At 64.8% G+C, this 18,586-nt stretch carries 18 protein-coding genes and 5 tRNA genes; 4 read left to right on the plus strand and 19 right to left on the minus strand.

What is annotated here, in order from left to right; all coding sequences use genetic code 11:
• Positions 1-18 precede the first annotated feature (18 nt).
• From KHO27_RS14415 to gltX, 5 genes are all read right to left on the minus strand, one after another.
• Positions 19-94: transfer RNA gene (locus KHO27_RS14415), tRNA-Glu, on the minus strand.
• A gap of 42 nt (positions 95-136) precedes the next feature.
• Positions 137-212 (minus strand) — tRNA-Ala (locus tag KHO27_RS14420).
• Positions 213-265: 53 nt separating this feature from the next.
• Positions 266-341 (minus strand) — tRNA-Glu (locus tag KHO27_RS14425).
• 72 nt (positions 342-413) lie between these two features.
• Positions 414-489 (minus strand) — tRNA-Ala (locus KHO27_RS14430).
• Positions 490-781: 292 nt separating this feature from the next.
• A complete protein-coding gene (gltX, locus tag KHO27_RS14435; protein ID WP_046854712.1) occupies positions 782-2,263 on the minus strand; it encodes a glutamate--tRNA ligase in 1,482 nt (493 codons plus the stop codon).
• 141 nt (positions 2,264-2,404) lie between these two features.
• Here gltX and KHO27_RS14440 point away from each other — a divergent pair, with 141 nt between their 5' ends.
• Both KHO27_RS14440 and KHO27_RS14445 read left to right on the plus strand, forming a co-directional pair.
• Positions 2,405-3,460: an HlyD family secretion protein gene (locus tag KHO27_RS14440; RefSeq protein ID WP_198755366.1), complete on the plus strand. Its 1,056-nt coding sequence runs from the start codon at positions 2,405-2,407 to the stop codon at positions 3,458-3,460.
• The gene (locus tag KHO27_RS14445) at positions 3,450-5,000 is read left to right on the plus strand and encodes an MDR family MFS transporter (protein WP_110704138.1); all 1,551 of its coding nucleotides are present in this window, start codon (positions 3,450-3,452) and stop codon (positions 4,998-5,000) included. Before KHO27_RS14440 ends, KHO27_RS14445 begins: the two co-directional genes overlap by 11 nt.
• Before the next feature lie 161 nt (positions 5,001-5,161).
• On the opposite strand, the gene uvrB is transcribed toward KHO27_RS14445, so the two are convergent.
• Positions 5,162-7,177, minus strand: coding sequence for an excinuclease ABC subunit UvrB (gene uvrB, locus KHO27_RS14450; RefSeq protein ID WP_110704136.1), 2,016 nt, complete (start codon positions 7,175-7,177; stop codon positions 5,162-5,164).
• Positions 7,178-7,465: 288 nt separating this feature from the next.
• Between uvrB and KHO27_RS14455 the strand changes: the two genes are divergently transcribed.
• Both KHO27_RS14455 and KHO27_RS14460 read left to right on the plus strand, forming a co-directional pair.
• Positions 7,466-8,662: an amino acid aminotransferase gene (locus KHO27_RS14455; protein ID WP_094012465.1), complete on the plus strand. Its 1,197-nt coding sequence runs from the start codon at positions 7,466-7,468 to the stop codon at positions 8,660-8,662.
• Between the two features lie 61 nt (positions 8,663-8,723).
• Positions 8,724-8,799, plus strand: a tRNA-Asn gene (locus tag KHO27_RS14460).
• 54 nt (positions 8,800-8,853) lie between these two features.
• Here the strand turns inward: KHO27_RS14460 and KHO27_RS14465 are convergent.
• The 13 genes from KHO27_RS14465 to ccmA form a co-directional block, all read right to left on the minus strand.
• Positions 8,854-9,270 (minus strand): cupin domain-containing protein, encoded by a 417-nt coding sequence (locus tag KHO27_RS14465; protein ID WP_110704134.1) that lies wholly within the window; start codon positions 9,268-9,270, stop codon positions 8,854-8,856.
• A gap of 109 nt (positions 9,271-9,379) precedes the next feature.
• Positions 9,380-10,168 (minus strand): PhzF family phenazine biosynthesis protein, encoded by a 789-nt coding sequence (locus KHO27_RS14470; RefSeq protein WP_102703539.1) that lies wholly within the window; start codon positions 10,166-10,168, stop codon positions 9,380-9,382.
• Positions 10,169-10,217: 49 nt separating this feature from the next.
• Positions 10,218-11,156 carry a 2-hydroxyacid dehydrogenase gene (locus KHO27_RS14475; protein WP_110704132.1) on the minus strand — a complete coding sequence of 313 codons (939 nt, stop codon included), beginning with the start codon at positions 11,154-11,156 and terminating at the stop codon, positions 10,218-10,220.
• Positions 11,157-11,209: 53 nt separating this feature from the next.
• A complete protein-coding gene (locus KHO27_RS14480; protein WP_038706546.1) occupies positions 11,210-11,635 on the minus strand; it encodes a hypothetical protein in 426 nt (141 codons plus the stop codon).
• Between the two features lie 13 nt (positions 11,636-11,648).
• Complete coding sequence (gene ccmI, locus KHO27_RS14485; RefSeq protein ID WP_110704130.1) at positions 11,649-12,836, minus strand: c-type cytochrome biogenesis protein CcmI; 1,188 nt, start codon at positions 12,834-12,836, stop codon at positions 11,649-11,651.
• Entirely contained in the window at positions 12,829-13,305 is a 477-nt protein-coding gene (locus tag KHO27_RS14490; RefSeq protein ID WP_110704128.1) for a cytochrome c-type biogenesis protein, read from the minus strand. The genes ccmI and KHO27_RS14490 overlap by 8 nt, the downstream gene beginning before the upstream one ends.
• Positions 13,302-13,838, minus strand: coding sequence for a DsbE family thiol:disulfide interchange protein (locus KHO27_RS14495; protein WP_110704126.1), 537 nt, complete (start codon positions 13,836-13,838; stop codon positions 13,302-13,304). Before KHO27_RS14495 ends, KHO27_RS14490 begins: the two co-directional genes overlap by 4 nt.
• Positions 13,835-15,808: a heme lyase CcmF/NrfE family subunit gene (locus KHO27_RS14500; protein ID WP_178082034.1), complete on the minus strand. Its 1,974-nt coding sequence runs from the start codon at positions 15,806-15,808 to the stop codon at positions 13,835-13,837. The genes KHO27_RS14495 and KHO27_RS14500 overlap by 4 nt, the downstream gene beginning before the upstream one ends.
• Positions 15,809-15,819: 11 nt before the next feature.
• Entirely contained in the window at positions 15,820-16,275 is a 456-nt protein-coding gene (gene ccmE, locus KHO27_RS14505; protein WP_023632021.1) for a cytochrome c maturation protein CcmE, read from the minus strand.
• Entirely contained in the window at positions 16,272-16,448 is a 177-nt protein-coding gene (ccmD, locus tag KHO27_RS14510) for a heme exporter protein CcmD (protein WP_214500404.1), read from the minus strand. Before ccmD ends, ccmE begins: the two co-directional genes overlap by 4 nt.
• On the minus strand, positions 16,445-17,212 hold the full coding sequence (locus KHO27_RS14515; protein WP_214500405.1) for a heme ABC transporter permease: 768 nt from the start codon (positions 17,210-17,212) through the stop codon (positions 16,445-16,447). Before KHO27_RS14515 ends, ccmD begins: the two co-directional genes overlap by 4 nt.
• 46 nt (positions 17,213-17,258) lie before the next feature.
• Complete coding sequence (ccmB, locus tag KHO27_RS14520) at positions 17,259-17,927, minus strand: heme exporter protein CcmB (RefSeq protein WP_031315999.1); 669 nt, start codon at positions 17,925-17,927, stop codon at positions 17,259-17,261.
• On the minus strand, positions 17,924-18,556 hold the full coding sequence (ccmA, locus tag KHO27_RS14525) for a cytochrome c biogenesis heme-transporting ATPase CcmA (protein WP_110704122.1): 633 nt from the start codon (positions 18,554-18,556) through the stop codon (positions 17,924-17,926). Before ccmA ends, ccmB begins: the two co-directional genes overlap by 4 nt.
• Between the last annotated feature and the right edge of the window lie 30 nt (positions 18,557-18,586).

Raw genomic sequence — 18,586 nt, forward strand, 5'->3', positions numbered from 1 at the left:
GCAAAACGCGGGTAAAAGTGGCGTCCCCTAGGGGACTCGAACCCCTGTTACCGCCGTGAAAGGGCGGTGTCCTAGGCCACTAGACGAAGGGGACGTAACCTTCGTGCCGATCCGCTCTCGCGAATCGCGGCAAAATTGGTGGAGCTAAGCGGGATCGAACCGCTGACCTCCTGCATGCCATGCAGGCGCTCTCCCAGCTGAGCTATAGCCCCGGATTTCTAGCCTCTCGGCCCAGCGACATCATGCAACATCGCTTGTGCAAAACTGGCGTCCCCTAGGGGACTCGAACCCCTGTTACCGCCGTGAAAGGGCGGTGTCCTAGGCCACTAGACGAAGGGGACGAACCTTCTTACCTTCAAGACCCGTTCGCTGGAACCGGTCTTGCCTGACGGCCTTGGCCATCAAGCGGAATTTGGTGGAGCTAAGCGGGATCGAACCGCTGACCTCCTGCATGCCATGCAGGCGCTCTCCCAGCTGAGCTATAGCCCCACAATGTCGCTTTGAACCGAATCGCTGGCTGGGTGCCTGGCGTTTCGTTTTCGTTCATCGCTGTGGACGGGGCGCATATTAAGATCGGATTGCAAGGCTGTCAAACGAATTTTCGAAAATATTCAAAAATTTTTTCACAGATAACAATCACTTACCGCCCTGCCCTGCCCCTCTGCGAGGAGTGCGGCCCGTGGGAGCGGGCTTGACCCGCGATGGCGGTCATGTATCCGACATCGCAATCGCGGGGCAAATCGGGTCGCCGCATCGCCGCTCCCACATGGCTGGAAAGCAATCAGGCGATGTTCGCCAGCAGCTTTTCCCACTCCTTGTTTTCCTTCTTCGACACGCCGCCGAGCAGGTCGATGGCCTGGCGCAGACGGTAGCGGGTCAGGTCGGGGCCGAGGATTTCCATGGCGTCGAGCACCGACACCGAGCTGGCCTGGCCGGTGATGGCGGCGAACATCAGCGGCATGGCGTCGCGCAACTTGAGCTCCAGCGACTCGACCACGGCCTGGATGCAGGCGGTGATGCGGTCCTTTTCCCACTGGCGCAGGCTTTCCAGCTTCCACAGGATCAGCTGCATCACCTGGCGTACCTGGTCGGCCGACAGTTTCTTGCTCTCGAACAGCTTGGCATCGAGCTTCAGCGCGCCTTCGAAGAAGAAGCCACCCAGCGGGGCGACCTGGCTGAAGGTTTCGACCCGGCCCTGAACATGCGGGGCGATCTTCATCATGTAGTCGCTGTTGAACGCCCACTTCTGCACGCGCGCGGCGAACTCTTCCACCGGCAGTTCACGCAGCCATTGGCCGTTGAGCCACGACAGTTTCTCGATATCGAAAATCGGCCCGCCCAGGGAGATGCGCGACAGGTCGAAGTGCTCGACCATCTCGGCCAGCGAGAACTTCTCGCGCTCGTCCGGCATCGACCAGCCCATGCGCCCCAGGTAGTTGAGCATGGCTTCGGGCATGAAGCCCATGCGCTCGTAGAAGGTCACCGAGGTCGGGTTCTTGCGCTTGGACAGCTTGCTCTTGTCCGGGTTGCGCAGCAGCGGCATGTAGCACAGCTTGGGCTGCTCCCAGCCGAAGTACTCGTACAGCTTGATCAGCTTGGGCGCCGATGGCAGCCACTCTTCACCACGCAGCACATGGGTGATGCCCATCAGGTGGTCGTCGACCACGTTGGCCAGGAAGTACGTCGGCAGGCCGTCGTTCTTCATCAGCACCTGCATGTCCATGCGATCCCATGGAATCTCGACATCGCCACGCAGCATGTCCGGGACCACGCAGATGCCTTCGCTCGGCACCTTCATGCGAATCACGTGGGGCTCGCCAGCGGCCAGACGCCGCTGCACTTCCTCGTCGCTCAGCAGCAGCGCGCGGCCGTCATAGCGCGGGGTTTCGCCGCGAGCCATCTGCTCGGCACGCATCTGCTCCAGCTCTTCGGCGGTGCAGAAGCAGTAGAAGGCATGGCCTGCATCGACCAGCTCCTTGGCATATCTGGCGTAGATCTCGCCGCGCTCGCTCTGCCGGTACGGGCCATGCGGGCCGCCGACGTCCGGGCCTTCGTTCCATTCGATGCCGAGCCAGCGCAGTGCGTCGAAGATCTGCTGCTCCGACTCACGGGTGGAGCGCAACTGGTCGGTGTCTTCGATACGCAGGATGAACTCACCGCCATGCTGCTTGGCGAAGCAGTAGTTGAACAGGGCGATGTAGGCGGTGCCGACATGGGGGTCGCCGGTGGGCGATGGCGCAATACGCGTGCGAACGGTGGTCATTGAGAGTCTCGAACGAAGAGAAACAAAGGCGCGATGTTAGCAGGGAGCGGGCATCGGGCTCCAGCAATGGCGCTATCGTCACTTGTGACCTTGCCATCGGCCGCTGTTAAATTTACTTACACTTTTGCAATGAATGCCCCCATGCCTAGCCCACTCAAACGTCGCTTGCTGGTCTTCATCACCCTGGTGCTGCTGGTCGGCCTCGCCTTCCTGGCCCACTGGTACTTCAAGGGACGCTTCTACGAGAGCACCGACAACGCCTATGTGCAGGGCGAGATCACGCGTATCTCCAGCCAGCTGGGGGCGCGTATCGACGAGGTGCCCGTCGAGGACAACCAGCACGTGAGCAAAGGCGACGTGCTGGTGCGCCTGGAGGCCGCCGACTTCGAGCTGGCCGTCGAGCGTGCCCGCGCCGCCCTGGCCAGCCGTGAGGCCGAACTCGCCCAGGCGCGCAGCCGCCTGACCCAGCAAGGCAGCCTGATCGCGGCGGGCCAGGCCCAGGTTGCCGCCAACCAGGCCACCCTCGACCGCTCGCAACTGGACCTCAACCGCGCCCAGGCCCTGCGCAAACCTGGGTTCGTCTCCGAAGAGCGAGTGACAACCCTGTCGGCCGAAAGCCATGTCGCCCGCTCCCAGGTGGACAAGGCCCAGGCCGACCTCAAGGGCCAGCGCCAACAGGTCGACGCCCTGGCCGCCGAACTCAAGCGCCTCGACGCACAGATCGCCAATGCCCACGCCGACCTGGCCCAGGCCGAGCTGAACCTGACCCGCTGCGCGATCCACGCGCCGATCAGCGGCACCATCGGCCAGCGCAACGCACGCAACGGCCAGGTGGTGCAGGCCGGCGCCTACCTGCTGTCTATCGTCCCCGACGAAGACATCTGGGTACAGGCCAACTTCAAGGAAACCCAAATTGGCAGGATGCACCCCGGGCAACGCGCCGAGCTGGTGTTCGACAGCTACCCCGACACACCGGTCGAAGGCCGTGTCGACAGCCTGTTCGCCGCCTCCGGCGCGCAGTTCAGCCTGCTGCCGCCGGACAACGCCACCGGCAACTTCACCAAGGTCGTACAGCGCCTTCCGGTCAAGCTGACCTTCGCCGCGGACAACCCCCTGCACGGTCGCATCCGTCCAGGTATGTCGGTTACCGTCACCGTCGACCTGCGTGGCGAAGACGACGACCAGCATGGCCGGTGACGCGCTGCTGCGCCCCACCGCCGAGCCGACCCGGCGCGACTGGATCGCGGTGATGAGCGTGATGCTCGGCGCCTTCATGGCGGTGCTGGACATCCAGATCACCAACTCCTCGCTCAAGGACATCCAGGGCGCGCTGTCGGCGACCCTGGAGGAAGGCTCATGGATCTCCACCTCCTACCTGGTGGCCGAGATCATCATGATCCCGCTGACCGCCTGGCTGGTGCAGTTGCTCTCGGCCCGACGCCTGGCGGTGTGGGTATCGCTGGGATTTCTGCTGTCGTCGCTGCTGTGTTCGATGGCCTGGAACCTCGAGAGCATGATCGTGTTCCGCGCCCTGCAGGGCTTCACCGGCGGCGCGCTGATCCCGCTGGCCTTCACCCTGACGCTCATCAAACTACCCGAGCACCACCGCGCCAAGGGCATGGCCATGTTCGCCATGACCGCCACCTTCGCCCCGTCCATCGGCCCGGCCCTGGGCGGCTGGCTGACCGAGAACTGGGGCTGGGAATACATCTTCTACATCAACATCCCGCCGGGGCTGCTGATGATCGCCGGGCTGCTCTACGGGCTGGAAAAGCAGGAAGCCCACTGGGAACTGCTCAAGAGCACCGACTACGCCGGCATCGTCACCCTCGGCCTGGGCCTGGGTTGCCTGCAGGTGTTTCTCGAGGAAGGCCATCGCAAGGACTGGCTGGAGTCGGGCCTGATCGTCAGCCTGGGCACCGTCGCCCTCCTCGCCCTGATCCTGTTCGTGATCCTGCAGTTCTCCCGGCCGCACCCGTTGATCAACCTGCGCATCCTCGGCAACCGCAACTTCGGCCTGTCGAGCATCGCCAGCCTGGGCATGGGTGTCGGCCTGTATGGCTCGATCTACCTGCTGCCGCTCTACCTGGCGCAGGTGCAGGGCTATAACGCCCTGCAGATCGGCAAGGTGATCATGTGGATGGGCGTACCGCAGCTGTTCCTGATCCCGCTGGTACCGCAACTGATGAAGGTGATCCCGCCGAAGGTGCTGTGCGCCCTGGGCTTCTGCCTGTTCGGCGCGGCCAGTTTCGGCTCCGGCGTGCTCAACCCGGATTTTGCCGGCCCGCAGTTCAACCAGATCCAGGTGATCCGCGCCCTCGGCCAGCCGATGATCATGGTGACCATCTCGCTGATCGCCACCGCCTACATCCAGCCGCAGGACGCAGGGTCGGCTTCGAGCCTGTTCAATATCCTGCGCAACCTGGGAGGCGCCATCGGCATCGCCCTGCTGGCGACGCTACTGGATGCGCGGACCAAGGTGTACTTCGACTATTTGCGCGAGGCGGTGGTGCCGAACAATCCGCAGGTCGCCGAACGCCTGGCGCAACTGGCCGAACGCCTGGGCAGCGACAATGCGGCACTGGGCAAACTGTCCGAGATCACCCACCAGCAGGCCTTGATCATGGCCTACAACGATGCCTTCCACTTTGTCGGCATCGGCCTGGTGGTGAGCATGCTGGCGGTGCTGTTGACGCGCAAGCTGCCACAGGGGTTGAAGGCCGGGGAAGCACATTGAGGGGGCGCTACCCGCCCCATCGCCGGCAAGCCGGCTCCCACACCGACCGCGTCGATTTCAAGGTATTTACCCAAACTTGCGCAAACACTGTGGGAGCCGGCTTGCCGGCGAATGGTCTGCGAAGCGGCCCCTGCCTCCCACAGAGATAACACCCTGATCCATCAACTGGCCAGCAAGCGTTCGCGCAACTGTCCGATCTCGTCGCGCAATTGCGCCGCCGCCTCGAACTCCAGGTCGCGGGCGAACTGGAACATTTTCTCTTCCAGCTGCTTGATGCGCTTGGTGATCTGCGCCGGGGTCTGCAGCTCGACCTCATAGCGCCCGGCCTCTTCCGCCGCCTTGGCCATGCCCTTGCGCTTCTTGCTGCGGGCTCCGGGCACGGTGGCGCCTTCAAGGATGTCGGTGATGTCCTTGACCACGCCCTTGGGCACGATGCCGTTGGCCTGGTTGAAGGCGACCTGCTTCTCGCGGCGTCGCTCGGTCTCGTCGATGGCACGCTGCATGGAGCCGGTGATGTTGTCGGCGTAGAGAATCGCCCTGCCGTTGAGGTTACGCGCAGCGCGGCCGATGGTCTGGATCAGCGAGCGCTCCGAGCGCAGGAAACCTTCCTTGTCGGCGTCGAGGATCGCCACCAGCGACACCTCGGGCATGTCCAGGCCCTCGCGCAGCAGGTTGATCCCCACCAGCACGTCGAAAGTCCCCAGGCGCAGGTCGCGGATGATCTCGACCCGTTCGACGGTGTCGATGTCCGAGTGCAGGTAGCGTACCCGCACATCGTGGTCGGCCAGGTAGTCGGTGAGGTCCTCGGCCATGCGCTTGGTCAGCGTGGTGGCCAGCACCCGCTCGCCCAGGGCGACGCGCTTGCCGATCTCCGACAGCAGGTCGTCGACCTGGGTCAGCGCCGGGCGCACCTCGACCTGCGGGTCGACCAGGCCGGTCGGCCGCACCACCTGCTCCACCACCCGCCCGGCGTGCTCGGCCTCGTAGGGGCCGGGAGTAGCGGAGACGAAGATGGTCTGCGGGCTGACCGCCTCCCACTCATCGAAACGCATGGGCCGGTTGTCGAGGGCCGACGGCAGGCGGAAGCCGTACTCCACCAGGGTTTCCTTGCGCGAACGGTCGCCCTTGTACATGGCGCCGACCTGCGGAACGCTGACGTGGGATTCGTCGATCACCAGCAGCGCGTCATCCGGCAGGTAGTCGTAGAGCGTGGGCGGCGGCGCGCCGGCCGGGCGGCCGGAGAGGTAGCGCGAGTAGTTCTCGATGCCGTTGCAGTAGCCCAGCTCGAGGATCATCTCCAGGTCGAAGCGGGTGCGCTGCTCCAGGCGCTGCGCCTCGACCAGCTTGTTGCTCGAGTTCAAGTACTCAAGGCGCTGCTTGAGTTCTTCCTTGATGCCGTCCACCGCCTCGACCAGGGTTTCCCGTGGGGTCACGTAGTGGCTCTTGGGGTAGAAGGTGAACCGCGGCAGCTTGCGGATGACCTCGCCGGTGAGCGGGTCGAAGGCGGCGATGTTCTCCACTTCGTCATCGAACAACTCGATGCGGATGGCCTCCAGGTCCGATTCGGCCGGGAAGATGTCGATCACGTCGCCGCGCACGCGGAAGGTGGCGCGGGCGAAATCCATCTCGTTGCGGGTGTATTGCAGATCGGCCAGGCGCCGCAGCAGGGCGCGCTGGTCGAGCTTGTCGCCACGGTCGACGTGCAGGACCATCTTCAGGTACGTCTCGGGGCTGCCCAGGCCGTAGATGCACGATACGGTGGTGACGATGATCGCGTCGCGCCGCTCCAGCAGCGCCTTGGTCGCCGACAGGCGCATCTGTTCGATATGGTCGTTGATCGAGGCGTCCTTCTCGATGAAGGTGTCCGACGACGGCACATAGGCTTCCGGCTGGTAGTAGTCGTAATAGGAGACGAAGTATTCGACGGCGTTGTTCGGGAAGAATGCCTTGAACTCGCCGTAGAGCTGGGCGGCCAGGGTCTTGTTCGGCGCCAGCACCATGGTCGGGCGCTGCACCTGCTGGATGACGTTGGCGATACTGAAGGTCTTGCCCGAGCCGGTCACCCCGAGCAGGGTCTGGTGCGAAAGGCCGGCGTCGATGCCCTCGACCATCTGGCGGATGGCCTCGGGCTGATCGCCGGCCGGCTGGAAGCGGGTGACGAGCTGGAACTCGGACATGACGGACCTCGTGGATGTCGCGGCAACTGTAAATTTAGCCAGTAGTCTATACCCAAATGCGCCCCCGGGGCGCCAGATTCAAGTGCGACCCTCGCCCCTTCAAGGCAATGGACCGGGCAATTCGACCAATGGTCGAAAAATATTTGCGCAAACAGCCGGAAAAGCTGCGCCAGACTGTCGCAGTGACCGGTGGGTATCACTATACTGACTCCCCGTTTGTGCACCGCTTCAGTGCCTTCGGCTGGAGCGTGGCGACCCTATCACTCTCCTATCAGAGCCAAGGTAACAATGAGCCTGTTTTCCGCTGTCGAGCTGGCACCCCGCGACCCTATCCTGGGCCTCAACGAAGCATTCAACGCCGACCCACGCACCGACAAGGTGAACCTGGGCGTGGGCGTCTACTGCAATGAGGAGGGCCGCATCCCGCTGCTGCGCGCGGTGATCGCAGCCGAGACCGCCCGTGCCGCCCAGCACGCCTCCCGCGGCTACCTGCCGATCGACGGCATCGCCCAGTACGACCAGGCCGTGCAGAAGCTGATCTTCGGCGCCGAATCGCCGTTGCTGGCCGCAGGCCGCGTGGTCACCGTGCAGGCTGTCGGCGGTACCGGCGCGCTGAAGATCGGCGCCGACTTCCTCAAGCGCCTGCAGCCGGGCGCCGTGGTCGCCATCAGCGACCCGAGCTGGGAAAACCACCGCGCCCTGTTCGAGAGCGCCGGCTTCCCGGTACAGACCTACCGCTACTACGATGCCGCCAGCCAGGACGTCAACCGCGCCGGCATGCTCGAAGACCTGAACAGCCTGCCATCGGGCTCGGTCATCGTGCTGCACGCCTGCTGCCACAACCCGACCGGCGTCGACCTGTCGCTGGACGACTGGAAGAACGTGCTGGAAGTGGTCAAGGCCAAAGGCCACATCCCGTTCCTCGACATGGCCTACCAAGGCTTCGGTGCCGGCATCGACGAAGACGCCTTCGCCGTGCGCCTGTTCGCCGAATCGGGCCTGGAGTTCTTCGTCTCCAGCTCGTTCTCCAAGTCGTTCTCGTTGTACGGCGAGCGTGTCGGGGCACTGTCGATCGTCACCGCCTCGAAGGACGAGAGCACCCGCGTGCTGTCGCAGGTCAAGCGGGTTATCCGCACCACCTACTCCAACCCGCCGACCCACGGCGCCAGCATCGTCGCCGCGGTGCTCAACAGCCCCGAGTTGCGCCAGATGTGGGAAACCGAGCTGGCCGAGATGCGCGAGCGTATCCACGGCATGCGCAAGCAGATGGTCGAGCTGCTGGCCGAGTACGGCGCCAAGCGTGACTTCAGCTTTGTCGGCCGCCAGTGCGGCATGTTCTCCTACTCGGGCCTGACCGTTGAACAAGTGGCACGCCTGAAGAACGAGTTCGGCATCTACGCGCTGGACACTGGCCGCATCGCGGTCGCCGCGCTGAACCAGAGCAACATCCACGTGGTCACCAAGGCCATCGTAGAAGTGCTGTAACTGCTTGATTGTCTAGGGGAAGCTTGACTTCCCCAAGACACGCAGTAAGATACGCGCAGATTCCGCGATAGCTCAGTCGGTAGAGCAAATGACTGTTAATCATTGGGTCCCTGGTTCGAGTCCAGGTCGCGGAGCCAAACACTGAAAACCTCCAGATGCGCAAGCACTGGAGGTTTTTTATTGCCTGCGGTTCAGCGCTTTGGCAACGGCTCGGTCACCGGCTTGCCCTCCTCCACCAGGCTCCATACCAGAAGCTTGGCTGGCGCACTTTTGCTGGCATTGCGTGAGACGCTGTGCACCGTCCCCGGGGCCTCGTACCAGAATTCGCCGGCCTTGTAGGTCTTCTCCGGTTCGTCATTGAGCTTGGATGTCACCGCCCCTTCCAGCACATAGGCCATGACCGCACCCGGATGCCAGTGGCCGGGCGATGCCTCGCCAGGGGCATAGCTCACCGTGAGCATCACGGCTTTGTTGCCGGGAGCATTGGTGGGGAGCTGCTCCTGGAGGATTCTGACCTGATCAGGCTTTTCGCCATGGGCCCAGGCCAGCGATAGTGGGGCGAGCAGGCCGAGCGTCAGCAGGGCCGCGGGGAAATGGACAGATCGCATGGGGCTTCTCCTGTAGGGATCTGCCTGCAGGTTAAGCCCGGCGTCACCATGGGCAAACGGCCAATTCACGGAAAAAGCGGGAGGCCGATTGGCCGCCCGCCAGCGGCACTCAAATAAAAATCACACCCCGCAGATACAGCGCCCCCCGCCCACTGATGATCACTCGCCCATTGCCCGGCACATCACACTGCAACTGCCCCTTGCGCGCCCCACCCTGCTCACAGCGCAAGCTGTTTTTGCCCAGCCGCTCAGCCCAATAAGGCGCCAGGGAAGTGTGGGCCGACCCGGTTACCGGATCTTCATTGACGCCCACCCTCGGCCCGAACCACCGCGTGACGAAATCGAACCCACGCCCCGCCGCCGTCACTGCAATCCCCCGCACATCGAATGACGACAACGCCACGAAATCCGGCTTGAGCCCTTCGATCAGCGAAGCATCGTCGATCACCACCACATAATCGTCCGTCCGATACAACGCCCGGGCCTCGCTCAACCCCAACGCCTCGAGCAACCCCGGCGCAATCTCGACGGCAACCGGCTGCTTGGCCGGGAAATCCATCGCCAGCAGACCATCGGCATTGCGGCTCACCCGCAACTCCCCGCTGCGGGTATTGAAGCGCAGCACCTCGGCCTGCTCCCCCAGTTGCTCGAACAGCACCCAGGCCGCGGCCAATGTCGCATGCCCGCACAGATCGACTTCCACCGCCGGGGTGAACCAGCGCAGGTCGAACGCTTCGCCATTTCGCACGAAGTAAGCCGTTTCGGATAGGTTGTTCTCTTCGGCGATGCGCTGCAGAACGTCGTCGGCCAGCCACTGCTGCAGGGGAATCACCGCCGCAGGGTTGCCGCCGAAAGGCGTGGACGAAAAGGCATCGACCTGGAAGATCTCTAGTTGCATGCAAAGGCTCCTCAAGCCCGGCGCAATGCCGGGCGGACTCGAAAAGGGTTCAACCGCGAACCGGGGTCAACACCGGCTCGCCGGCAAAGAACGCCTGCAGGTTGCGCAGCACCAGGGTCACGGTGTCGCGCGCCGCTTCCGGCGACTGCCCGGCCACATGCGGGGTCAGCACCGTGTTGCCCAGCGCCTTCAGCGCAGCGGGCACTGCCGGTTCATCATCGAATACATCCAGCGCGGCGCCCGCGATCACGCCCTGTTCCAACGCCGCGATCAGCGCCGGGGTGTCCACGACGCTGGCGCGGGCGATATTCACCAGATAGCCCTCGGCGCCCAGGGCCGCCAGCACCGGGGCATCGACCAGCTGCCGGGTAGCAGCGCCGCCGGGCGTGGCGACCACCAGGATGTCCACGGCATCGGCCAGGTGCAACGGGCTGTCGTACCAGGTGTACGGTTGGTCCTGGCGGGGCGTGCGGCTGTGGTAGCTGACATTCATGTCGAAGCCCTGGCTCGCACGGCGGGCGATGGCCTGGCCGACCGCGCCCAGGCCGATGATACCCAGGCGCTTGCCGCTGACCGAGGGGCTGATCACCCGGTTCCACTCGCCGCGCCGGGTACTGGCATCGGCACGCGGGATATCGCGCAACAAAGCCAGCAGCAGCGCCATGGCGTGGTCGGCAACGGGACCGGCGTTTGCACCAGCGCCATTGGTAACGGTAATACCGCGCGCTGCGGCGGCCTCGAGGTCGACCTGCTCGTAGCCGGCGCCGATCACGCAGATGATCTGGAGTTGGGTCAACGTGGCAATTTCTTCGGCCGTGAGGCCCAGCGGACCGCGGGTGAGCACGGCGTCGATCTCGCCTGCATGGCGAGCGATGGCGTCGGCGCGCATCTGCGGCGACGGTGCGCGAATCAGCCGGTAGCCGGCCTGTTCCAATAGCGGCAGGTAGTCATCGACGGTTTCCACCAGCACCAGGACTGTCTTGCTCATGCCACCCTCCGGTTGTATGCGAAGAGGGATTATGCCAGCCCACCAGACAATCGCTACTGCGCGAACGCCCTGCCCAGGCCGCCCGGCACGCCACTGCTGTCGGTTTCCTGCCAAGGCCCGCTAGGACTGAGCGACCAGCTCCAGCCATTGTTCCAGCGATAATAGGTGCGCTGACGGTAGAAGGTGTTGGGTTGCTTCTCCAGCACATAGACCCCCAGCTTCGGGTCCCAATGGCTGGCGCCACCGGGCGGCGGCGCGAAGCTGGCAGAAGTGCGTGGCATGGGCTTGGGAATCGCCGCCGGCTTGCTCGGCTGGGTACCCGGCTGGCCACCTGGCAGTGGCTTGACCACCGGCCCCTGGTGCGGTGGCGGCGTGGTCTCGATCGGCGGCAGCGGTTCACGCTCCCCCGGCTGGTGCACCGTACACGCGGAAAGACCCAGGGCCAGGGTGATCAGGGTCAGGCGGACGGTGCTGTTCATGACGGTTACTCTCTTACGGATCGGGGCTGTCGATGGTCAGGTGCTGGGTGGCCTGGGTGGTGGTGGCCAGTGGCGCACTCTGGCCCTTCCACTCGCCGCGGGTCGGCACGCCTGCGCGCGAGACTCGGGCAACCAGTTGGACTTCGGTGAAGTCCGACAGTTTCATCTGCGGCATCATCGCGTCGGCATCCGACAGCTCCACTTCGATCGGCAACTGCGCCACCGTCACCCGCTTGGCCGCCAGCGGCATGGGCGGGCCATTGCTGGCGCGGGCGAAGATGAACACGGTGTCATCCAGGCGCACCTTGTCCTTGAGCGCCGCGCCCAGCTCGACCCGGACTTTCAGGCGCGCAGCCTCGGCGACCTTGCCGCCGCCGGCCTTGAGCCTGTCGGCGGCACGATCGATACCACCCTGCAGCGCGGCACGAGAGGCATCGCCCTCCGGCAATTGCGCCAACAGGCGCTGCCAGTAGTCGATGGCTTCCTGGAAGCGTTCGCCCTCGAATGCAGCGATGCCACGCAGGCCAAGGCTGGTGACTTCCCGTGGGTCCGCTTTCAGCGCTTCATCGGTGAGCGTCTGCAGTTGCGCCGACCACTGTTTGTCGGCGGCGAAGTACAGCGCTTGGGCCCATTGCCCGAGCAGCTCGGGTTGGCGCCCGGCAAGGGCCACGGCACGCTCGAAGGCCTTGGCCGCATCGGCCGGCCGCTGCTCGGCCATGTACGCTCGGCCAAGGAAGTACAGACCCTCCGCCGAGTCCGGCTGGGCCTGCACTGCGCGCTCCAGGCGCGTGGTCATTTCAGTCATCGACTGCGGCGCACTGGCGAACTCCTGGGTCAGCTCGACCTTGTCGGCTGCGCCGAAGTGCAGGTAGAGCCCCAGGGCCATCACCGGCACCAGCACCGCCGCCAGCAGCGGGATGGCCTTGCCCAGGCGGCCCTGGCGCACGGCCTCGTCGCGTTCGGTGTCGGCCAGCAGCTCGCGGGCGGCTTCGTCACGTCCCGTGGCCAGCTGTCGATCATCGAGCACCCCGGCCGCCTGCTGGGCAGCCAGCTCGGCGACCCGCTCCTCGTACAGCGCCACATTGAGTGCGGTACGGTCTTGTTCGGCCTGCTGGCGGCGGTGGCCACGCAGGATCGGCAACAGCAGGAAAGCCAGGGCGGCGAGCAGCAGCAGGCCCGCGCTAAGCCAGAATTCAGTCATGGGTACGTTCTTTATCCAGCAGTTTGGCCAGACGCTCGCGTTCGTCGGCGGACAGTTCGGTGTTGCCGGCCACAGCCTGCCCGCGGCGACGGCGGACGATCACCGCCAACACCACGAAACCACTGGCCAGGAGGATACCCGGGCCGAACCACAGCAACCAGGTGCGCCCGCTGAGCGCCGGCTTGTAGCGCACGAAGTCGCCGTAGCGATCGACCATGAAATCGACGATCTGCTGGTTGTTCTTGCCTTCGCCCAGCATGCGGAAGATCTCGCGGCGCAGGTCGGCGGCGATCGGTGCGTTGGAGTCGGCGATGTCCTGGTTCTGGCACTTGGGGCAGCGCAGTTCCTTGGTCAGTTGCTGGTAGCGCTCGCGCTCGGCTTCGTCGCGGAACTGATAGGTGTCGATGGCGGCCTTGGCCACGCCGGCCAGGCTCAGGCCAAGCACGGCAGCCGTAAACCAGCGCCTCATGGCTTGGCCTCGTCGACCAGGCCCTGGTACAGCGGCGCCAGCTGCTCGCGCCACACCGTGGCATCGACCACACCGACATGCTTGTAGCGGATGATGCCCTTGGCGTCGATCAGGAAGGTTTCCGGCGCGCCGTACACCCCCAGGTCCAGGCCCAGCGTGCCTTGCTGGTCGGCAATGTTCAGCTGGTAAGGGTTGTGGAACTCGGCCAGCCACTTCAGCGCGGCGGCATTGTCGTCCTTGTAGTTGACCCCGTGGATCACCACACCCTGCTCGGCCAGCTGGTTCAGGTACGGGTGCTCGACCTTGCATGACGGGCACCAGGTACCCCACACGTTGACCAGCGCCGGACGCCCGAGCAGGTCGGCCTGGGTCAGGGTGCGGTCATCCTGCACCGTCGCCAGCGAGAACGCCGGGAATGGCTTGCCGATCATTGCCGAAGGCAGTTCGTCGGGCTTGAGGAACAACCCCTTGTAGAGAAAGACCGCCACCAGCAGGAACACCGCCAGTGGCACGACCATGATCCAACGCTTCATGCCGTTGCTCCAGACACGCCCAGGGCCTCACGCACCCGGGTCTTGACCTTGACGCGGTAGCGCCGGTCGAGGGCCGCCAGCAAGCCGCCCAGGCCGGTCAGCAGACCGCCCAGCCAGATCCAGCGGACATAAGGTTTGATATGCACCCGCACCGCCCAGGCGCCGTTTTCCAGCGGCTCGCCCAAGGCGACATACAGGTCGCGGGTGAAACCGGCATCGATGCCGGCCTCGGTCATCATCGACTGCTGCACGGTGTACAGGCGTTTTTCCGGGTGCAGCACGGACACTTCGCGGCCATTGCGCGAGACGCGGATAGTGCCCTTGTCAGAAATGAAGTTCGGCCCTTCAAAGTGTTTGGCGCCCTCGAACAGGAAGTGGTAACCGCCCAGCTCGACGGTCTCGCCCGGCGCCATGCGCAGGTCGCGCTCGGCGCTGTTATTGCTCGACAACACCACGCCCAGGGCACAGACCACCAGCCCCAGGTGCGCCAGGTGCATGCCCCAGTAGCTGCGGTTGAGCCCACCCAGGCCTTTGACCAGGCCCTTGTGACGGGTCTTGTCGAGAATGTCGCGCACGCCGCTCAGGACTACCCAGGCGGCCAGGGCGAACACGCTGAGGGCCGGCCAGTCGAAATCATCGACGATCAGCCCGGCGACCGGCGCGAGCACCGCGCTGCCAACCAGCACCGGGGTCAACATGCCGGCCAGCCACTTGCCGGGAGTATCCTTCCAACGCACCAGCACACCGATACCCAGCACCACCATCAGCAGCGCCATCAGCGGCAGGAACAAGGCGTCGAAGTACGGCGGGCCGACCGACAGCTTGGCCCCGGTCAGGGCATCGAGCACCAGCGGGTACAGCGTGCCGAGCAGGATCATCGACGCCGCCACCACCAGCACCAGGTTGTTGGCCAGCAGCAAGGTTTCACGGGACCACAGCGCAAAGCCCACCTGGCTCTTGACCACCGGGGCGCGCAGGGCGAACAGGGTCAGCGAGCCGCCGACCACGAACAACAGGAAGAACAGGATGAAGATGCCGCGCGAAGGGTCGGCGGCGAACGCGTGCACCGAGGTCAGTACACCCGAGCGCACCAGGAATGTACCCAGCAGACTCAGGGAGAACGCGGCGATGGCCAGCAGCACGGTCCAGCTCTTGAACACCCCGCGCTTCTCGGTGACCGCCAGCGAGTGGATCAGCGCCGTGCCCACCAGCCAAGGCATGAACGAGGCGTTTTCGACCGGGTCCCAGAACCACCAGCCGCCCCAGCCCAGTTCGTAGTAGGCCCACCACGAGCCGAGGGTGATGCCGACGCCCAGGAAAGCCCAGGCGACGATAGTCCAGGGCCGCGACCAGCGCGCCCAGGCCGCGTCCAGGCGCCCGCCGAGCAAGGCGGCGATGGCAAAGGCGAAGGCCACCGAGAAGCCCACATAACCCATGTACAGCATCGGTGGGTGGACGATCAGGCCGAAGTCCTGCAGCAGCGGGTTGAGGTCGCGACCGTCGCCCGGTACCTGCGGCAGCAGGCGCTGGAACGGATTGGAAGTGATGATCAGGAAACTCAGGAAGCCCACGCTGATCATGCCCATGACCGCCAGCACCCGGGCCAGCATCACCTGGGGCAGCTGGCGCGAGAAGATCGACACGGCGAAGGTCCAGCCGCCGAGGATCAATGCCCACAGCAGCAGCGAGCCTTCGTGGGCGCCCCAAACGGCACTGAACTTGTAGTACCAAGGCAAGGCGCTGTTGGAGTTGCTGGCCACATAGGCAACCGAGAAGTTATCGGTCATGAAGGCGTGGGTAAGGCAGGCAAAGGCGAAGGCCAGGAAGGCGAACTGCCCCCAGGCAGCCGGCCGCGCCAGGCCCATCCACAGGCTGTCGCCGCGCCAGGCGCCGAGCAGCGGTACGCTGGCCTGCACGGCGGCGAAGCAGATGGCCAGGATCATCGCCAGCTGGCCCAGTTCGGGGATCACCAAGGCCGCGTTCATGGCTTGGCCCCCGCATCACTGGCGGCCTGGCCGCTTTCTTTCAGGGCCTTGGTGACTTCCGGCGGCATGTACTTCTCATCGTGCTTGGCCAAAACCTCATCGGCCACCACCACGCCATCGGCATTGAGCTTGCCAAGGGCGACGATGCCCTGCCCTTCGCGGAACAGGTCAGGGAGGATGCCGCGGTAGGTGATCGGTACCGACTTGCTGTAGTCGGTGACCACGAAACGTACGTCGAGCGAATCGGCCGAGCGCTGCACCGAGCCCTTCTCGACCATGCCACCAGCGCGGATGCGGGTGTCCAGGGGCGCCTCGCCGTTGGCGATCTGCGTCGGGGTGTAGAACAGGTTGATGTTCTGCTGCAGCGCACTCAGGGCGAAGCCCACGGCGACGCCGACACCGGCCAGCAGGCCGAGGATGATGAACAGGCGTTTCTTGCGCTGCGGATTCACGGTTTGTTCTCCCGGCGCAGACGACGCGCCTCTTCTTGCAGGTAGCGGCGGCGGCCCAACAGGGGCGTGGCGACATTCAGCGCCAGCACCGCCAGGCAGATCCCGTAGGCCGACCAGACATACAGGCCATGGTGGCCCATGGCGAGGAAATCACTGAAAGATGCGAAACTCATCGTGCCCCCTCCCGGCCCAGGCTGCTCAACACTTCGTCGCGCACCCAACTGGCCCGAGCCTCGCGCTTGAGTACTTCGAGGCGCATGCGCAGCAGCAGCACCGCGCCGAAAAAGCAATAGAAACCCAACGCGGTGATCAGCAGCGGCGCCCACATTTCCACCGGCATTGCCGGCTTTTCGGTGAGGGTGAAGGTGGCGCCCTGGTGCAGGGTATTCCACCACTCCACCGAGTACTTGATGATCGGGATGTTGATCACACCGACGATCGCCAGTACCGCACAGGCCTTGGCCGCGCTGTCGCGGTTGCTGATGGCCTGGCCCAGGGCAATGATGCCGAAGTACAGGAACAGCAGGATAAGCATGGAGGTCAGGCGCGCATCCCAGACCCACCAACTGCCCCAGGTGGGCTTGCCCCAGATCGCCCCGGTGACCAGCGCCACCGCGGTCATCCAGGCACCGATGGGCGCCGCGCACTGCAGCGCGACATCGGCCAGTTTCATCTTCCACACCAGCCCCACCACGCCTGCCACGGCGAGCATCACATAGCACGACTGCGCCAGCATGGCGGTCGGCACATGGATATAGATGATGCGGAAGCTGTTGCCCTGCTGGTAGTCCTGGGGGGCAAAGGCCAGGCCCCAGGTGATGCCGACCAGCATTAGCACGATGGCGCAAACGGTCAGCCATGGCAGCATGCGGCCGCTGATGGCATAGAACCATTTGGGGGAACCCAGCTTGTGGAACCACGTCCAGCTTATTTTCATCAGGGTACATCCAGGGTATTGGCCGGGCTGCAATGCCCGGCACTCGTTATTCGCCGACGCTGATCTTCAGGCCGGCCGCGATCGCAAAGGGTGCCAGTGTCACCGCCAGTGCCGTCAGGCTGGCGAGCCAGAGCAGATGACCGGTGGCGGGCATATTCTGCAACGCCGCCTGCAACGCACCACTGCCCAGGATCAATACAGGGATATACAACGGCAGAATCAGCAACGCCAGCAGCAGGCCGCCGCGCTTGAGACCGACCGTCAGCGCCGCCCCCACCGCGCCCAGCAGGCTCAGCACCGGGGTGCCCAGCAGCAAGGAGGCGAGCAGCACCGGCAGGCAACTGGGCGGCAGGCCCAGCATCAGCGCCAGCAATGGTGCCAACAATACCAGCGCCAACCCGGAAAAGATCCAGTGCGCCAGCACCTTGGCCAGCACCAGCATGGCCAGCGGATGCGGCGAAAGCACCCACTGCTCGAGCGAGCCGTCCTCGAAATCACTGCGAAACAACCCGTCCAGCGACAACAATACCGCCAGCAAGGCCGCGACCCAGACCAGCCCCGGCGACAAGGTTTGCAACAATTGTGTCTCGGGCCCTACCGCCAGCGGGAACAGGGCGACAACGATGGCGAAGAACACCAGCGGGTTGGCCAGTTCCGCCGGGCGGCGGAACAACAGCCGCGCCTCACGGCGCAACAGAAGAAGGAATACACTCATGCTGCCCACTGCCCCAGGTTCAGCTCGCGGTAGCCGGACGGCTTGCGCTCGAGCGTGTGGTGGGTGGTCAGCACCACGGTACCACCGTGCTCGCAGTGCGCTGCAAGGTGCGCTTCCAGTTGCGCCACGCCCTGCTTGTCGAGAGCGGTGAACGGTTCATCGAGGATCCACAGCGGCGGACAGTCCAGGTACAGCCGGGCCAGCGCCACGCGGCGCTGCTGGCCGGCGGACAGCGTATGGCAGGGCACGTCCTCGAAACCGCGCAGGCCGACGGCCTCCAGCGCCTTCCAGATCGCCTCGCGGTTGGCCGGGCGGTGCAATGCGCAGAGCCAGGCAAGGTTCTCTTCAGCGGTGAGCAGGTCCTTGATCCCTGCGGCATGGCCGATCCACAACAGGATGCTGGCCAGGGCATGGCGTTGTGCGGCCAGCGGCTCGCCCCCTAGCAGGATCTGCCCGGCAGTAGGTTGCATGAGCCCTGCCAGCAGGCGCAGCAAGCTGGTCTTGCCGCTGCCGTTGGGGCCGGCGACCTGCAGCATGTCGCCAGGGTGCAGCTCGAAGTGCAGGTGCTCGAACAGCAGCCGCCAGTCGCGCTCGCAGGCCAGGCCCGCAGCTTGGAGGTGAAGGGTCACGGTATCGCCTTATACAGTCTGTGTCTCAAG

It is taken from the genome of Pseudomonas sp. RC3H12 (genome assembly GCF_018596375.1).
In the GTDB taxonomy this organism is placed as follows: domain Bacteria; phylum Pseudomonadota; class Gammaproteobacteria; order Pseudomonadales; family Pseudomonadaceae; genus Aquipseudomonas.

Bases quoted from the DNA above. Each gene is read 5' to 3' on its own strand.
- gltX (WP_046854712.1), bottom strand. From the start codon at position 2,263: ATGACCACCGTTCGCACGCGTATTGCGCCATCGCCCACCGGCGACCCC.
- KHO27_RS14440 (WP_198755366.1), top strand. From the start codon at position 2,405: ATGCCTAGCCCACTCAAACGTCGCTTGCTGGTCTTCATCACCCTGGTG.
- KHO27_RS14445 (WP_110704138.1), top strand. From the start codon at position 3,450: ATGGCCGGTGACGCGCTGCTGCGCCCCACCGCCGAGCCGACCCGGCGC.
- uvrB (WP_110704136.1), bottom strand. From the start codon at position 7,177: ATGTCCGAGTTCCAGCTCGTCACCCGCTTCCAGCCGGCCGGCGATCAG.
- KHO27_RS14455 (WP_094012465.1), top strand. From the start codon at position 7,466: ATGAGCCTGTTTTCCGCTGTCGAGCTGGCACCCCGCGACCCTATCCTG.
- KHO27_RS14465 (WP_110704134.1), bottom strand. From the start codon at position 9,270: ATGCGATCTGTCCATTTCCCCGCGGCCCTGCTGACGCTCGGCCTGCTC.
- KHO27_RS14470 (WP_102703539.1), bottom strand. From the start codon at position 10,168: ATGCAACTAGAGATCTTCCAGGTCGATGCCTTTTCGTCCACGCCTTTC.
- KHO27_RS14475 (WP_110704132.1), bottom strand. From the start codon at position 11,156: ATGAGCAAGACAGTCCTGGTGCTGGTGGAAACCGTCGATGACTACCTG.
- KHO27_RS14480 (WP_038706546.1), bottom strand. From the start codon at position 11,635: ATGAACAGCACCGTCCGCCTGACCCTGATCACCCTGGCCCTGGGTCTT.
- ccmI (WP_110704130.1), bottom strand. From the start codon at position 12,836: ATGACTGAATTCTGGCTTAGCGCGGGCCTGCTGCTGCTCGCCGCCCTG.
- KHO27_RS14490 (WP_110704128.1), bottom strand. From the start codon at position 13,305: ATGAGGCGCTGGTTTACGGCTGCCGTGCTTGGCCTGAGCCTGGCCGGC.
- KHO27_RS14495 (WP_110704126.1), bottom strand. From the start codon at position 13,838: ATGAAGCGTTGGATCATGGTCGTGCCACTGGCGGTGTTCCTGCTGGTG.
- ccmD (WP_214500404.1), bottom strand. From the start codon at position 16,448: ATGAGTTTCGCATCTTTCAGTGATTTCCTCGCCATGGGCCACCATGGC.
- KHO27_RS14515 (WP_214500405.1), bottom strand. From the start codon at position 17,212: ATGAAAATAAGCTGGACGTGGTTCCACAAGCTGGGTTCCCCCAAATGG.
- ccmB (WP_031315999.1), bottom strand. From the start codon at position 17,927: ATGAGTGTATTCCTTCTTCTGTTGCGCCGTGAGGCGCGGCTGTTGTTC.